Genomic DNA, 16,009 nt, shown 5'->3' on the forward strand with positions numbered 1-16,009 from the left:
CGTGGCAGCAGGCTGAGAAAGAGGAGTGCTCCATGGAATGGCTCGACCCCCTGGTCCTGTCACGATGGCAGTTCGGATTGACGACCGTCTACCACTACCTGTTCGTGCCGCTCACGATCGGCATGGCGCTGGTGGCGGCGATCTTCCAGACCGCATGGGTGCGCACCGGCAAGGTGCAGTACCTGCACCTCACGCGCTTCTTCGGCAAGATCTTCCTCATCAACTTCGCCATGGGCGTCGTCACCGGCATCGTGCAGGAGTTCCAGTTCGGCATGAACTGGTCGGACTACTCCCGTTTCGTCGGCGACGTCTTCGGCGCACCGCTCGCCTTCGAGGGTCTGCTCGCCTTCTTCTTCGAGGCGACGTTCATCGGCCTCTGGATCTTCGGGTGGGACAAGCTCCCGCAGAAGCTGCACCTCGCCACCATCTGGTGCGTCTCGATCGGCAGCATCCTCTCGGCGTACTTCATCATCGCCGCCAACGCCTTCATGCAGAACCCGGTCGGCTACGTCTACAACCCCGAGACGAACCGTGCCGAGCTCACCGACTTCTGGGCGCTGCTGACCAACCCCGTCGCGCTCGCGGCCTTCCCGCATACGATCTTCGGTGCGCTGATGTTCGCCGCCGGTGTCGTCATCTCGGTCTCGGCGTGGCACCTCGCCCGTCGCCAGCACTTCGACACCATGCGCATCTCGCTGAAGTTCGGCCTCTGGGCGATGATCGTCTCGACCGCCGGCGTCGTGCTCACCGGTGACCAGCTCGGCCTCGCGATGTACGCGGCGCAACCCATGAAGATGGCCGCGGCGGAGGCGACGTTCAACACCGTCTGCGGCTACGACGCCTCGTTCAGCATCTTCACGCTCGGCACACCCGACGGCAGCTCGGAGCTGTTCTCGATCCGCGTGCCGTACCTGCTGTCGCTGCTGTCGACGCACTCCTTCGACGCGTGCGTGCACGGCATCAACGACCTGAACGCCGAGTACCTGACGACGTTCGCCGACACCGGCATCACCGACTTCGCCCCGATCCTCTGGGTCACCTACTGGGCGTTCCGCTGGATGATCGGCCTCGGCATCGCCGCCGCCCTCGTCGCGCTCGTCGGCCTCTGGATCACTCGCAAGAACGCCAAGCGCGAGCCCGCGCCGTGGATGTGGAAGATCGCGATCTGGTCGTTCCCGCTCGCCCTCGCCGCCAACATCATGGGCTGGGTCTTCACCGAGATGGGGCGCCAACCCTGGATCGTGTTCGGGCTCATGACCACGCAGGACGGCGTCTCGCCGGGCGTGAGCGGACTCGAGGTGCTCATCTCGCTCATCGCCTTCACCGCGATCTACGCCTCGCTGGCGGTCGTCGAGATCCGCCTCATCATCCGGGCCGCCCAGAAGGGGCCCGACACCACCGAAGAACCCCACGAGGAGACGGCCCAGCTGCCGTCGGTCGTGTACTGAGAGGAAGGAACACCATGGATCTCGCAACGCTCTGGTTCTTCATCGTCGCCTTCTTCTTCGTCGGCTACTTCGTGCTCGACGGCTTCGACTTCGGCGTCGGCATGTCACTGCCCTTCCTCGGCAAGGACGACGTCTCGCGCCGTCAGGTCATCAACACCATCGGTCCGGTCTGGGACCTCAACGAGACCTGGGTGATCGTCGCCGGTGCCGTACTGTTCGCGTCGTTCCCCGAGTGGTACGCGACGTTGTTCAGCGGGTTCTACCTGCCGCTGCTGCTCATCCTGCTCGCGCTCATTCTGCGCGGCGTCTCGTTCGAGTACCGCCACCAGCGCGAGAGCAAGAAGTGGAAGCAGGGCTTCGACCGGATGATCGTGATCGGCTCGGTCGTGCCGGCCCTGCTCTGGGGCGTCGCGTTCGGCAACATCGTGCAGGGCGTCGCGCTCGACGAGAACCACATCTTCGTGGGCGGCTTCTTCTCGCTGCTCAACCCGTACGCGCTGATGGTCGGTGTGACCACGCTGCTGCTGTTCTTCCTGCACGGCGTGCTGTTCGTCGCCCTCAAGACCGACGGCCCCGTGCACGAGGACGCCCATCGTCTCGCGAAGCTCGCGGCCGGGCCCACGATCCTCGCGGCCGCGGCGACCGTGGTGTGGACCGTGCTGATCGCGATGAACCGCGAGGCACCGCTGCTGTGGCTCGTGATCGGTGCGGGTGCGCTCGCCGCCGTGAGCCTGATCGCCGCCGTCGGATTCTCGCTCGTGCGACGCGACGGCTGGGCGTTCATCGGCGGCATGCTGACGGTGCTGTTCGCGGTGGTCATGCTGTTCTCCGCGCTGTTCCCGTTCGTGATGCCCTCGACGATCGACCCGGCTTACAGCCTGACGATCGCGAACGCCTCGAGCACGCAATATACGCTGGAGATCATGAGCTGGACGGCGCTGATCGCCACCCCGCTCGTCATCGCCTACCAGGCCTGGACGTACTGGGTCTTCCGCAAGCGCGTCACGCGCTCGTCCATCGAGGGGGCTCCGGCGCACGCGTGAAACCCGTCGACCCGAGACTGCTGCGTTACGCGGGTGCCGCGAGGGGATTCCTCGCGGCATCCGCGCTGATCGGCGTCGTCCAGACGGCGGTCGTGATCGTCTTCTCCTGGCTGCTGACGGATGCCGTCACCGGGGCCATCGCGGGCCGTGACGTCTCGGCATCCCTCCTCGCCCTGCTCGGCACCGCCCTGCTGCGCGGGCTGCTGATCGCCGCCTCGGATGCCGCGGGCACGCGGGCCGCGGCGAAGACCGGGATGCAGCTGCGCGGCGCCCTCATCCGCGCCGTCGGGAAGCTCGGGCCGTCGTGGCTCGCGCAGCGCAACCAGGCCGGGCTCGCGGTGACCGCGGGGCACGGACTCGAAGCGCTCGACTCGTACTTCGCGCGGTACATCCCGCAGCTCGTGATGACCGCGATCGCGACGCCTGTGCTGCTCGCGATCATGTGGTGGTTCGACTGGGAGAGCGGGCTGATCGCCACCGTCACCCTGCCGCTGATCCCGCTGTTCCTCATCCTCATCGGCATCGCGACGCGCACCGTGCAGCAGAAGCAGTGGCAGACGCTGCAGCGGCTCGCCGTGCGCTTCGCCGACACCGTGCAGGGGCTGTCGACGCTGCGGCTGTTCGGGCGCGAGCGCCGCGCCGCCGACCGCATCGAGTCCACGGCCGATGACTACCGCCGCGAGACCATGAAGGTGCTGCGGTTCTCGTTCCTCTCCGGCTTCGCGATGGAGCTGCTGGCCTCGCTCGCGGTCGCGCTGATCGCGGTGGCGGTCGGGTTCCGGTTGCTGTCGGGCGACCTGTCGCTCGAGATCGGACTGTTCGTGCTGCTGCTGGCGCCCGAGGCGTTCCTGCCGATCCGGCAGGTCGGGGTGCAGTTCCACGCCGCATCCGAGGGGGTCGCGGCGACCGAGGACATCTTCGCGGTGCTCGACGAGGCGGGGGCTCGGGCGGGGGCCGTACCCAACTCAGGAACAACGGAGCGGCGCAGCGCCGATTCCGGGGTTTCGGGGCCCGTTTCCGGCATTCTTCCTGAATTGGGTACGGACGCCGCGCCCGCTCTGACCGTCGAGAACCTGCGCGTGCGCGATCTGCCGCCGGTGTCGTTCGCCGCCGAACCCGGCACGATCACTCTGATCGAGGGGCCGAGCGGGTCGGGCAAGACCAGTCTGCTCGCGGCGCTGCGCGGAGCAGTGGCGTTCGAGGGCGCGGCGGCGCTCGGTGGGGTGGACGTGCGGGAGCTGTCGCCGGCGGATTGGACGGCGTGGGCCGGCCAGACACCCGGTCTGATGCAGGGCACGATCGCCGCGAACGTGTCGCTCGGTGATGCCGAGCCCGATGAGGCCCGCGTGCGCGGCGCGCTCGACGCGGCGTGCGCCGACCTCGATCCGGAACTCGAGCTCGGCGTGCAGGGCAACGGTCTCTCGGGCGGACAGGCGCAGCGCGTCGCCGTCGCGCGCGCTCTCTACCGGCAGGCCGGCGGCCTTCGCCGGGTGCTCCTGCTCGACGAGCCCTCGAGCGCCCTCGATCCCGAGACCGAGCAGCGACTGTGGTCGTCGCTGCGCGAGCGGGCGGATGCCGGGGCCGCGATCCTCCTCGTCTCGCACCGTCGCACGGCCCGCAAGATCGCCGACCACGTCGTCGCACTGGGGGTGCACGCATGAGCGCCGCCGTTCGCCCCGGCACGAGTCGCCCGGACGCCGGCCGCCCGGATGCCGGCCGCGCCGCGCGCATCCGCGAGGTGCTGCGTCTCGCGCAGCCGCCGCTCGGCCGCTTCACCCCGGGTCTGATCTGGGGCATGCTGTCGGCGGCCGCGGCCGTGAGCCTGCTCGCCGTGAGCGGCTGGCTGATCGTCAGCGCCTCGATCGTCGACTCGCTCGTTCCGCTGTCGATCGCGGTGGTCGGGGTGCGGTTCTTCGCGGTATCGCGTGCCGTCACCCGCTACCTCGAGCGGCTCAGCGGGCACGACGCCGCGCTCCGCCAGCTCGCCACCACCCGCGCCGACATGGTGCGCCGCCTCATCCCGCTCTCGCCCGCGGGACTCGGCCGCACCGACCGCGGCAAGGTGCTCTCGGCGCTCGTCGACGACGTCGAGAACCTGCAGAACCTGCCCCTGCGCGTCGTGCAGCCGCTGGGCGTTTCCGGGCTCGTGGCTGTCGGCGCGGTCGTGTTCATCGCGTTCGTCTCGCCGATCGCCGCCCTCACCCTGCTCGCCTGCCTGATCGTCGCGGGCGCCGCCGCGATCGGGATGGGGTGGCTGTTCGGCTCGCGCGCCGAGGCCCTCGTCTCGGATCGTCGCGCCGACCTCTCGGCCGCGCTCGTCGACTACTTCGGCAGCCTCGACGTGCTCCTCGCCTACGGGGCCGAGCCGCAGGCGCGCCAACGGGTGACGGCAGCGGATGCCGCGCTCCGCCGCGTCGTGACCCGCGCCTCGCTCGCGCAGGCCACAGCCGCCGGTGTCGTCTCGGCCGTTGCGGGCGCGGCATCCGTCTGGGCCGTGGCCGCCGCCGCGCCGGGCCTGGCGACCGGCGCGATCGACGGCCCCTGGTTGGCCGTCGTCGTGCTCGTACCGATGGTCGTCTTCGAGGTGTTCGGGGCGGTGCCGATCGCCGCGGCATCCTGGCGGAGCGTGCGGTCGAGCGCGGCGCGCATCGTCGACGTGCTGCCCGAGCGGATGCCGGACGAGCTGCGCTCCGACGCGGGAGACGACGCGGCGCCGACGGGCGTCCCCGCGCTGCGGCTGCGTGATGTCACGGCATCCTGGCCCGGCGGTGCTCCGGCGCTGCGCGGGGTGTCTCTCGACCTGGAGCCGGGGGAGCGCGTGCTCGTCGCGGGCCCCAGCGGCGCGGGCAAGAGCTCGCTCGCCGCGGTGCTCGTGGGTTTCCTGCGGGCGGAGGGTTCGTACCTCGTCGGCGATGTCGATGCGTCGTCGCTCGCGGGGCCCGCGCTGCGGAACGTGGTCGGGCTGTGCGAGCAGAGCCCGCAGCTGTTCGACGAGGACATCCGTCAGAACCTGCTCTTCGCCCGTGACACCGCGACCGACGACGAACTGCTCGCCGTGCTCGCACGGGTCGGGCTGGGGGAGTGGGTGCAGGAGCGTGGAGGACTCGATGCCCGCGTCGGCGACCGCGGTGCGCTCGTGTCGGGCGGGCAGGCGCAGCGGCTGGCGTTGGCGCGCGCGCTGCTGCGGGGATTCCCGGTGCTCGTGCTCGACGAGCCGACCGCCGGTGTCGATCCGGATGCCTCCGACGCCCTGTTGCGCGATCTGCTCGGCGCCGCGGGAGCGCAGTCGGTGCTGCTGATCTCGCACATCGCACCGCCCGCCGGGTCGGTCGACCGGGTCGTGCGGCTCGAGGGTGGGCGCACGGTCTGAGAGGTTCGCGCGTGCGGGGGCGCCGCGGCATCCGTCCGTCGACCGGTCGGGCCGGCCACCTGCAGGGAGAAGTGACATGTGCAGGGCGAATCGGCCGATCTTCCTGCACGTGTCATTTCTCCCTGCGGATGCGGGGGATGCCGCGATGAGCGGGGGGCGAGCGGATGCCGCGCTCACGTGCACGGAGTGATCACGTCTGCACGGCGAGATGCGGCATACGGTCGTGCAGACGGGGCCTGTCCGTGCAGATGAGCGGATGGGCGGCCCTTGGTCTCGCTGCGCTCGCTCAGGAACCGAGGTGACGAAGGGCGCAGCGTCAGATGTGCAGGGGCGTCGGGGGTTCCATGACGATGCCCTGCGCCTCGAAGGCGCGGCGGCGCTCCTCGATGCGGCGGTGCAGTTCGACCTGCGCGGCGTCCACGAAGGCGGGATCGAGGTCGACGGTCGCGGGGTGCGGATCGCCGTGGTTCGCGGCGATGTAGGCGTCGAGTTCGGGACCCGAGGTCCACGAGGTGATGAGGGCGTAGCGCGGGGCGCTGCCGCGGTGCCACACCGCGTGCCAGAAGCGCTGGGTGTCGACGATGATGCGCGAGCCCGCACCAAGGGGCAGCCGGATCTCGGTGGCCGGGTCGAAGCGGTCGCTGCGCAGGATGAGCATCGAGTCGGGGTCGTCGGTGAGGTTGTAGTACCCGCGAACGACCCAGCCGGTGCCCTCGTCGTTCAGTCGGTTGTTGTCGTCCTGGTGCAGGTTGTAGACCGCGTCGGCGTATTCGTTGGGCTGCAGCTCGATCACGCGGCAGCGGCCGACCGCGGCGCCCGGCGCGAGCGCCCGCGCCTGCAGGGTCGGGGCGAGCGCGACCTGCGGCTCGACCCACACGCCGTGCTTGTCGGTGCGCGGGGGAGTGTGGTTCCAGAAGCCGTTGCACTCGAGGTCTCCGGCGTAGCTGGCCAGCGGGGCGAAGCGGGTGATGCCGGAGGACCGCCAGGGGATGTACTCGAGGTCGAGCCATTCGGCGGGGTCGGCGGCCTGATCGTGGTCGTCGAGCACGACGTATCCGGTCTCGGCCAGAGCATCGGAGGTGATGAATGCCATGGTGCATCCTTCCTTCGGTTTCCCTGAGGCCATCCTAACTTGGCGGTCCGGCGCCCGCCGGGGACGTCACCGTGCTTAACCGGACGGGACCGATGTCGGATGCCGCGGCTACCCTGAGGTCATGACGCAGCCACAGGGCGCCCTTCTCGTGGGCAGTGTGAACTTCGACGACGCCGAGACGACGATGCGCACGGCATCGGAGCTGCTCGGGGATCGCCTCCGGCGCATTCCCGACGGCGAGGTCGGCAAGCGGTTCCACTGGATCATGTTCCAGCCCGACGTGCTCGGCGAGGCCGAGGGCATCGAGCGTGTGGGTGACGAGCCGATCCCGTTCGGTGCGGGGATCGACGCTCGCGGGCTGCGCCTCGCCGAGGGCGTGGACCCGTCGACCATCGCGATCCCGCCGCTCGGCTACGCGTCGGCGGCGATCGAGTCGTACGAGGTGTTCCGCCGTCTGCGCGAGGAGGGCGTGATCGCCGAGGGCACGCGCTTCGAGGTCGCGCTGCCGACGCCGCTCGCGGTCATCTCGTCGTTCTTCCAGGGCGCCGATCGCGAGGCGTTCGAGGTCTACTACACCGCCGCGATGCTGCGCGAACTCGACGAGATCGCCGAGGCCATCCCGCACGGCGACCTCGCGATCCAGTGGGACGTCGCGAGCGAGATGGGAATCATCGAGGGTGCGTCCGGCTACGGCGCGCTGATGGATGCCTGGTGGGACGGCGACGTCTTCACCGGGCTCGTCGCGCGGCTGGCGACGCTCGTCGACGCCGTGCCGGCCGACGTCGAGGTGGGCGTGCACCTCTGTTACGGCGATGCGGGCGAGCACCACTTCTTCGAGCCGACCGACACCGCGCACCTCGTGGCGTACGCGAACGCGGTGGCCGAGGCATCCGATCGCGCGTTCACATGGCTGCACCTGCCGGTGCCGATCGACCGAGACGACGAGGCGTACTTCGCTCCGCTCGCAGAGCTGCTGCCGGTGAACGAGCTGTATCTCGGGCTCGTGCACCGTGAAGACGGCGCCGAGGGCGCCGAGCGCCGTATCGCCGCGGCCCGGAAGTACGTTCCGACGTTCGGCGTCGCGACCGAGTGCGGCATCGGCCGCGCCCCGGCCGGATCGACCGAGGGCATCCTGCGCACGCACGCGGAGGTCGCCGCGGCCTGGTGAGGACCCTGGTGAGCCGTCTCGATTCGCGCGCGGGCGCGCGGTGTCGTAAGCTTGTCCGCGGTGACGTGTCCGAGCGGCCGAAGGTGCAACTCTCGAAAAGTTGTGTAGGGTAACCCCCTACCGTGGGTTCAAATCCCACCGTCACCGCCATGGAAACCCCCGAGAAGTCGGGGGTTTTTCCGTATCCGGAGCGGGGCGTGGTGCATCCGTGGTGCAGATCCCGGCTGATGGCCAACCTGGTGCGTCGTGAGACCGAACAGCGTCGCCGGGACCGGCGACCTCACGATGACCGCGTCGACTATGTGCATGGCACCGACCACCGTGCCGCGGACGGAGACCACCAAGACGAGCAGGAATCGGTCGCGGGGCACGCGATCGCCGAGCACGAGTGCGGCGCGGACGGCGGTCTCGAGGCCGTCGATAGCGTCGACTACCTGCACGACGGTCTCAAACACGGCCGCGCGGCGCGCACTACGACGAGCGCTGAGGCGGCCGACCCTCCGTTCTCAGAGGGTGAAACTATGTCACTTGCGCCGGTCGACGATCGAGTCAGGAATCGGGAATGCGCGAACGCCGTGATCGCGGAGCCGACGATAGCGGGCAGTGCGGCCATACGCCGTCGAGCTCGGCTGCCGCAGTAGGAGGTGTCCCGAACGTCAGGCCTCACATCGCACTGGCCGGTGAGGCCGCCCTGCTCGTCACTAGCGGTGAGCAGGGCCGGACAGGCGGCGAGACCAGGCATCACCCAGCCCCACGCCCAGACCGATCAATAGGATCGATGCGAGCAGGAGCACGGGGTCGCCGTCGATGCTTGGCGCGACGTGCCGCACGAAGCCGCATCGGGAAGATCAGCAAGGGGACGCTGCTGCGGGGGATCGATGCTGCGCCGCGGCAATGTACCACTTGTAGTGGCGCTACGCGGATAGTCCGGGATGTCCTCGCGCAAGCCCTGGCCCGAGATCAACTTCCCCGCGTCTTGGGCGGCGCTTAGCGTGACGAAAGACCCTTCACCCCGACCGATGGCAAGGTGCGGGGTTTCGGTCGGTCGTGGGTGAGTGTGGGGTGCCGCTAGCCTGTGGAGCATGCCAGCCGGTCCTGTGAAGAGTATTCATGGTTCGTTCGCGATCCCGTCCCTGGACGGCATTCGCGCCGCGGCCGTGATGATCGTGTTCATCGGTCATGGTCTAACGATCGGCGGGCCGTGGCCTGGATCCGTCGGGGTGACGATCTTCTTCTTTCTCAGCGGATTCCTTATCACCACGCTACTGCGACGCGAGTACGACCGCACCGGACGGATCTCATTGGGGAAGTTCTACCTCCGTCGGCTCCTGCGCATTCAGCCTCCGGCGCTGATCTCTATTGGTCTGTGCGTGCTCGTGGGTGCGCTAGGTCTGCTGCCAACGACGATGAACGGGTGGGGCATCATCGCCGAAGCGTTCAACTACACGAACTACTACATGATCTGGGCGAACGACGTTTACGGTTCGGCGCACCATGGTTTGCCTCCGGAGTCGAGCATGCTCTGGTCCCTCGCTGTGGAGGAGCACTTCTATCTCGTATTCCCCGCGATCATGATCGTGTTGTTGTGGAGAAAGCTCAACTACCGGGCGATCGGATGGATTCTCGTCGGCGCGTGCGTGCTCGCGCTCGGATGGCGGCTCGTACTCGCCGGCGGAGACGCGGACTTTTACCGCCTCTACATCGCCAGCGATACTCGCTTCGACGGACTCCTCGCCGGTGCCGCGATGGCGCTGCTTGCCAACCCGGCGCTCGGCGATCGTTCCCCGTTCGGGCTCTCCGACCGCTCGATCCGGTTCGTCGTCGCGCCGATCGCTGCGGTCGTGTTCTGCATGATGGCGCTAATGCCGCAGACCATCGGCCTCGTTGTGAGCGATACGATCATCTACGCTTGCCTGGTTCCGCTGTTCTGGTACGTGATTGTGCACCCGACGGGTGTGTCCGGGTGCGTTCTGAACAACCGGTTCGTCGCTCACATCGGCCTGTTGTCGTTCTCCATCTATCTGCTGCACCGGCTCGTTCTCGGCCTCGTCGGCCAGGTTGTCGAGATCGCTCCGGTCGTCGACGTCCTCTCGTTTGTGATCGTGGTCGCCCTGGCTCACGTGATGTACATCGGGGTCGAGCGACCGCTCGGGAAGGTGCGAAAAGCTTTGGAAGCTCGGCGAAGTCGACGATCTTGGACAAGCCGTCTGTCTCGCCGATGATGTGGGATTAGTTCGACTTCGTCATTCGCGGCATCGTTGCTGACGGCACCTCGACGCCACCGATGAGCAGCCGGATCGTATTCGTTCCGCCGTAGCGGTCGACCCCGACCGTGTATCAGTCGGCGTGGACCATCGTGGTCCCAGCGACGAAGTGAACGCGTCGTCGACGCGGCCTACGACGCGGAAGACCCCCGGCTGACGGACTCTGTCGAATACGGCCTTAGCGGTGCCAAGGTTCACGGAGTCCGTCACACCGCGCCGCCGCACGAGCGTCGGTGACGGGGTGCATAGCGCGTCGACACGGCCGCCGGCATGGCCGATGCCGTAGCGCCAGCCGGAGACGGTCGCGCCTGAGGCAATCTCCGGTCGCTATGGGATCCGTTCGAGCGAGGCTTGGAACTCTCCGTTCAGCTGTTGCAGACGGCCCAGATGCGTGATGCTAGAGGTATGCCACGAATCCGCGATGCCGCGCCTGACATGCCACTAAGCGCAAACCGCGCACACCGGGCGATCGCGACGACGACGCAGATTGACGTTATACGTTACCTTCGCAGGTTTCCGGGTTCGACCGCGCATCAGATCAGCCAATCGCTCGATCTCGATACGGAGACACTGCGTTCAGTTTTACGAGGTCTTGAGCGACTAGGTTACCTAACAATTAATCCCGACCTACCGCGGGGGCGTCGACAGGGTCGTCTGATTACATATGAGGTTCAAGATCATTTGCTCCTCGCTCACCTCGAGGTTCTTTTTGCCTACCTCCGGGGGGCGCACTCCGGCGCAGTCAAAGACTAGAAGAGGGGCCTCCTAGCGCCCGCGAAAATTGGGCGGACGGGCACCATTAAAGAGGGTCTTCGGTAATCAACCGCACCAAATGCCTCGAGTTAATAAAAGCAATTGAGTCGGTGTAAAAATGCTAAGGAAGTCTTATTCATGGGTCGCTCGGAGGTACTTAACCAAAACGCTCGCACGCGCACCCGCGCAAAAATATTACTTTCGGCAATAACGCTTTTTTCCGAAACGGGCTATTCCTCGACCACAATAGCTGCGATTGCCGCGGACGCCGGGGTTGCCAAAGGTTTGGTCAATTATTACTTCGGGAGCAAAGACGGGTTGCTATTGGCTGTAGTTGATCGGTGGCACGAGAGCCGGGGAAGCGGTATCGAACCCAACATGCCTGATGGAGAACTGCTTGCGGCGTTCATTGACACTGCACTCCTTCCACTTGATTCGGCTCTTCCTCTAGAGCGCGTGGTCCTAGCTGCGCGATTCGAGCCCGCGACGCGCGGCATCTTTGAGGCTTCAGAATCGCGCCACAGAAGCTCCGTGGAGCGTATAGATTCGCTCGGGCGCGCGGTTTTTGCGCGCCGGGGGGAGGCCGACCCTTCTCTCGCCTACTCCATGATGCGAACTCTACTTGAGGGAGTGGTGATGGAGTGTGTAGTGAGCGGAGCGAAGTATTCGGTAGAAGGCGCGAGGCGTTGGATATTCGACATGTACGGGATCTCGGATCCTGCGGCAGAACGTGCTCTGAAGAGTAGTCGAGGCCACGGGTCACGACAGGCTGAAACATAGAGGCGTCAGGTGAAGGGTGCGTAATATCGGTCTCGAGTGTGGTCGAAGGATTGGTTTGATCGGGTCATGAAATCGGCATCGACGAAACGAGATAGCAATGAGTGAGTTCGAACTCCCCATCCGGCCGCTGACGCGCCGCGAGTGGAGGCGCACGTATCGTCAGGCGCCCGTGGGGAGAGCGATCGGAGACGGGGGCGCCTCGGGCTTCCCCGTCGTCTTAATGGTCTGCACCGGCAACATATGTAGGTCTCCTCTCGCGGAGGCGCTATTGCGAGAGCGCCTCCGCGGTTTTGGTGTGACGGTGCAGAGTGCTGGTACCCGCGCGCGCAACGGGGACAAAATGGTCGGTCTGTCACAAACGATTGCCATACGGAACGGCGCAGATCCGGAGGAGGTCGCTGCCCACCGAGCACGTTGGCTGATCGAGCCTCTGGCGGACGATGCCGACCTCATCCTCGCGATGTCTCGCCAGCATCGCACGGCATCAGTCGAGCTTTCACCACGGCATCTGCGACGCAGCTTCACCCTGCGTGAGTTTGCGCGTCTCACGCAGGGGATGAGTGCCGACGAAATTCGCGAAGCGGCCGACTACGCCGGGGAGACGCCGCGTGATCGGATCGTTGCGGTCGCTAGCCTCGCCGCGCAGCGACGAGGGTCGGCTGCACCTCCATCCGAGCAGGATGACGACGTGATCGATCCGTATCGGCGAGAGCCAGAGATCTACGAAGAGTCTGCTCGGCAGTTGGTGCCTGCAGTCGACGAGGTGGCTCGCGTGTTGCGGTCGGTTCTTGCTCGCCGATGAACTAGGTGCACCATAGCAGGCGCGCGGTTCAACCGAGGAGTGTTCCCACAACTGCGAGTCCCACGCCCGTCAGATTGAAAACGATGTGAATGAGTACGGCCGGCCAGATCCGGCCGGTGAACGCGACGACGGCACCAGCCGCGATTGCAAGAAGGGCCAGACTCATCGCTACGTCAGCGCTGAGAGGCGCAACCAGTTGGTGGGTGAGCACGAACGCGCCCGTCGTCGCGGCTACTGCGACAAAACCTCCTAGTCCGCCTCCCGCATCCGCAGCTCTCCCCGTCGATCGCCGGAAGGATCGGCGGACGACAGAGAAGATCACCACTAGGAGCAGCCCGCGAAAGAAGAACTCCTCGATGATGGGTCCAACAATGCCGCCGGCGAGGAGATCCTCTGCCCACCACAGCGATGGCAAAGAATCGCCGAGAGATGAATAGGACGGCAGCTCCCCGGATCCGCCAAAGGCGACGCTCAGCAAACCTTGCGAGATCCTCAAGATTCCGCCGAGGACGATCCCGTAAAGGAGATCAACGGCGCGGAAAGCCAGGAGACCTCGTGGAACGCTGCGGCGGAACGCCAGCACTACGGGAACGATCAGCGCGCCCCAGAAGGCGAGCGTCCCGGCAAAGCCGCCTACGAGATAGTCCAGCGCTGCCCCGGCGAGCACCGCGAGGCCTAGACCGAGGAGCGCCCAGGCGAGCACCTCAGTGTTCCAGGTTCGTACCGACAATCCGCCGCGCCACCAAGGTCGATGCTGGTGAGCGCGCGATCGCGTGCGGCGCGCGGGGGGTGCCGTGGATTCGCTCATCACTCCCACCGTAGCGGTCAACCGGAGTATCGATGCGAGCTTCTGTGCGACAATGAACCGCCGCACCCCCGGGAACCGACGAGAGGCAACATGGAGCTCAGCGACTACATCCGCATCCTTCGCAAGAGCTGGCTCGTCATCGTCATCATGACGCTACTCGGTCTCGCGGCCGCTGCCGGTTACTCCCTCACGCGCACACCTCTATACGAATCGCAGAGCGTGGTCTTCGTACAGTCGCAGGCCGGCACCACGGTCTCCGAGCTCCAGCAGGGATCAACATTCGCGCAGGCCCGGATCACGACATATGTGAGCCTCGTGCGAGAGCCGGTGGTTATGAACCCGGTCATCACCGAGCTCCAGCTCGACACGAGCGCTGAACAGCTCGCAGAGTCCGTGAAGTCGTCGAGTCCCGTCAACAGCACACTCATCGAGATCACCGTGCAGAACGCCGACCCTGTGCTCGCCGCCGACATCGCCAACGCACTCGGGGCAAGCCTCGCCGCCGCAGTGGAGCGCATCGACACTCCGGCTGGTCAGGACCAGAGCCCCATCAAGCTGACCCGCGTGCGCGACGCAGTCGCCGCGTACTCGCCCGTGAGTCCAAACGTGCCGCTGAATCTCGCGCTCGGTGTTCTCGTGGGACTCGCTCTCGGAGCGGGCATCGCAGTGCTGCGCTCGGTGCTCGACAATCGGGTACGCTCCCCGCGCGATATCGAGGTGCTCACCGAACGACCCATCATCGGCGCGATCCCGTTCGACCCCAAAGCGAAAGATCGCCCGCTCATCGTGCAGGCCGATCCCCTCAATCCGCGTTCGGAGGCTTTCCGCGCGTTGCGCACCAACCTGCAGTTCCTCGAGATGAATGGTGGGCACACGTTCGTGATCACGTCGAGCATTCCGAGTGAGGGCAAGTCGACCACGACGCTCAACCTAGCGCTGGCTCTCGCCGATAGTGGCAAGCGCGTCGCCCTGATCGACACCGATCTGCGCAAGCCCAAGGTCGCTCAGTATCTCGGCATCGAGGGTGGCACCGGCCTCACCGACGTGCTTATCGGGCGAGCACGGGTGGCCGACGTGCTGCTCCCCTGGGGTGCACGGTCGCTGTACGTTCTGCCGGCGGGCAAGATCCCGCCGAACCCGAGCGAGCTTCTCGGTTCTCCGCGCATGCAGAAGCTGCTCGATGCGCTCGCCAAGGAGTTCGATGTTGTGTTGTGCGATGCTCCGCCTCTTCTTCCGGTTACGGATGCCGCTGTTCTGTCGCGCGCCACGTCCGGCGCGATCATGGCGGTCGCCGTCGGCAAGACCACGACTCACCAGCTTGAAGGGGCACTCGACGCCCTGGAGACGGTGGGATCGAAGGTCGCGGGCGTCGTACTCACCATGGTGCCCACGAAGGGCGCGGACGCATACTCCTACGGGTACGGATACGGGTATGGCGGATATGGGTACAAAGTGCCAGCGGTGAAGGCGCCCACTGCCGCAAAGAAGCGTCGTACGGCAGCAGCCGTTGCGTTGCCCGACGCCGATCCGACGGCGTTCGACGACATCCTCAAGCCCCGCTGAGTCTGAGGCGTGGCACGCAAGAGGGTGATCAGCCGCAGCGCCAGGAGCTGGCTGTTCGGCGTTGCCGTCGTCGTGACAGCGGCGGTAGCAATTGCACTCACCCTGCTCGCCTTTGACCATGTCCAGTCCCGCACGCCTGACGGACCTGAGACATCGGCGCCGGTGTTCGCTCCCGCCACACCGTCGCCCTCTCCCAGCGCCACCGACATACCAGCCGCGGCGCCCTACGACCCTGCGACGCAGCGCTTCATCGCCGTTGGCGACGGTGTGGTCTGGCGCGGGACTGCAGGGGTGTGCGGCGGGACCGCCCCGTCCTTGGAGCGCTCGGTCGACGACGGCGAGACGTGGACTGACGTATTGCCCGAATACCTTGAGATCGGGCAGTTGCTCGCTCTCGATGCATTCGACGGTAGCCAAGCCGAGATCGTCGCCGGCAGGGGAGCCGCTTGCGAAGTGCAACTGCTCCGAACCTTCACGCAAGGCGAGTTCTGGGCGTCGTACCCCGATGTCCTCGCGAGGTCTGCTTACGTCGATGCCTCCACTCCCCGGCTGATCATAGTTTCAGGAGCGCCGATCGAAGGCCCGTGCGATGAATCGCACGGACTGCGCCGCTGGGGTGGGTCGGTGGCTATCGTCTGCGGAAAGATCGCGTATGTACTCGGCGAGCAGACATGGATGCCGCTAGATGTTCCGAACGTCCTGGCAATCGCTCCCGACGGGGATGATCTTGTCCTCGCCAGTAATGCGAATGCATGCGACGGTATCGCGCTGAGACGATTCGCTGTGGACGGCTCATCTGTGGATGCGGGGTGCGTGGAAACATCCGCGCCCGTACCCGCTCTCGCACTGTCGTCAGTATCAGAGTCGATCACACTGTGGTCAGGCGACGACTGGATCAAGCTTCCCCGCTGACCGCG

The 16,009-nt window shown here is 66.5% G+C and carries 14 protein-coding genes and 1 tRNA gene; 13 read left to right on the forward strand and 2 right to left on the reverse strand.

Annotated features, from left to right (window positions below; translation table 11 throughout):
* Positions 1-32: 32 nt before the first annotated feature.
* From WFJ97_RS12665 to cydC, 4 genes are read left to right on the forward strand one after another with little or no spacing between them, the layout of a single operon-like run.
* The gene (locus WFJ97_RS12665; protein ID WP_247624553.1) at positions 33-1,448 is read left to right on the forward strand and encodes a cytochrome ubiquinol oxidase subunit I; all 1,416 of its coding nucleotides are present in this window, start codon (positions 33-35) and stop codon (positions 1,446-1,448) included.
* Between the two features lie 14 nt (positions 1,449-1,462).
* Positions 1,463-2,491, forward strand: coding sequence for a cytochrome d ubiquinol oxidase subunit II (gene cydB, locus WFJ97_RS12670; RefSeq protein WP_247633858.1), 1,029 nt, complete (start codon positions 1,463-1,465; stop codon positions 2,489-2,491).
* Entirely contained in the window at positions 2,488-4,152 is a 1,665-nt protein-coding gene (gene cydD, locus WFJ97_RS12675; RefSeq protein ID WP_336641739.1) for a thiol reductant ABC exporter subunit CydD, read from the forward strand. The genes cydB and cydD overlap by 4 nt, the downstream gene beginning before the upstream one ends.
* A complete protein-coding gene (gene cydC / locus WFJ97_RS12680; protein WP_336641740.1) occupies positions 4,149-5,861 on the forward strand; it encodes a thiol reductant ABC exporter subunit CydC in 1,713 nt (570 codons plus the stop codon). The genes cydD and cydC overlap by 4 nt, the downstream gene beginning before the upstream one ends.
* A 316-nt stretch (positions 5,862-6,177) precedes the next feature.
* On the opposite strand, the gene WFJ97_RS12685 is transcribed toward cydC, so the two are convergent.
* Positions 6,178-6,954, reverse strand: a complete 777-nt coding sequence (locus tag WFJ97_RS12685) for a hypothetical protein (protein WP_336641741.1) — start codon at positions 6,952-6,954, stop codon at positions 6,178-6,180.
* A gap of 121 nt (positions 6,955-7,075) precedes the next feature.
* Between WFJ97_RS12685 and WFJ97_RS12690 the strand changes: the two genes are divergently transcribed.
* From WFJ97_RS12690 to WFJ97_RS12710, 7 genes are all read left to right on the forward strand, one after another.
* On the forward strand, positions 7,076-8,122 hold the full coding sequence (locus WFJ97_RS12690; protein ID WP_336641742.1) for a hypothetical protein: 1,047 nt from the start codon (positions 7,076-7,078) through the stop codon (positions 8,120-8,122).
* 59 nt (positions 8,123-8,181) lie between these two features.
* Positions 8,182-8,272 (forward strand) — tRNA-Ser (locus WFJ97_RS12695).
* Positions 8,272-8,763 (forward strand): hypothetical protein, encoded by a 492-nt coding sequence (locus WFJ97_RS12700; RefSeq protein ID WP_336641743.1) that lies wholly within the window; start codon positions 8,272-8,274, stop codon positions 8,761-8,763. Before WFJ97_RS12695 ends, WFJ97_RS12700 begins: the two co-directional genes overlap by 1 nt.
* Before the next feature lie 441 nt (positions 8,764-9,204).
* On the forward strand, positions 9,205-10,344 hold the full coding sequence (locus WFJ97_RS12705) for an acyltransferase family protein (protein WP_336641744.1): 1,140 nt from the start codon (positions 9,205-9,207) through the stop codon (positions 10,342-10,344).
* A 477-nt stretch (positions 10,345-10,821) separates the two neighbouring features.
* Entirely contained in the window at positions 10,822-11,139 is a 318-nt protein-coding gene (locus WFJ97_RS16450) for a MarR family transcriptional regulator (RefSeq protein ID WP_442928432.1), read from the forward strand.
* A gap of 138 nt (positions 11,140-11,277) precedes the next feature.
* Positions 11,278-11,919 (forward strand): TetR/AcrR family transcriptional regulator, encoded by a 642-nt coding sequence (locus tag WFJ97_RS16455; protein ID WP_442928419.1) that lies wholly within the window; start codon positions 11,278-11,280, stop codon positions 11,917-11,919.
* A gap of 97 nt (positions 11,920-12,016) precedes the next feature.
* The gene (locus WFJ97_RS12710) at positions 12,017-12,721 is read left to right on the forward strand and encodes an arsenate reductase/protein-tyrosine-phosphatase family protein (protein WP_336641745.1); all 705 of its coding nucleotides are present in this window, start codon (positions 12,017-12,019) and stop codon (positions 12,719-12,721) included.
* Positions 12,722-12,749: 28 nt separating this feature from the next.
* Here WFJ97_RS12710 and WFJ97_RS12715 read toward each other — a convergent pair whose 3' ends face one another.
* On the reverse strand, positions 12,750-13,424 hold the full coding sequence (locus WFJ97_RS12715; protein WP_336641746.1) for a CPBP family glutamic-type intramembrane protease: 675 nt from the start codon (positions 13,422-13,424) through the stop codon (positions 12,750-12,752).
* A 195-nt stretch (positions 13,425-13,619) separates the two neighbouring features.
* On the opposite strand from WFJ97_RS12715, the gene WFJ97_RS12720 reads away from it, so the two are divergent.
* Together WFJ97_RS12720 and WFJ97_RS12725 are read left to right on the forward strand one after the other, a co-directional pair.
* Complete coding sequence (locus WFJ97_RS12720; RefSeq protein WP_336641747.1) at positions 13,620-15,092, forward strand: polysaccharide biosynthesis tyrosine autokinase; 1,473 nt, start codon at positions 13,620-13,622, stop codon at positions 15,090-15,092.
* A gap of 9 nt (positions 15,093-15,101) precedes the next feature.
* Positions 15,102-16,004: a hypothetical protein gene (locus WFJ97_RS12725; RefSeq protein ID WP_336641748.1), complete on the forward strand. Its 903-nt coding sequence runs from the start codon at positions 15,102-15,104 to the stop codon at positions 16,002-16,004.
* Positions 16,005-16,009: the final 5 nt, after the last annotated feature.

This window comes from Microbacterium sp. USHLN272, assembly GCF_037149655.1.
GTDB classification, from domain to species: Bacteria; Actinomycetota; Actinomycetes; order Actinomycetales; family Microbacteriaceae; genus Microbacterium; species Microbacterium galbinum.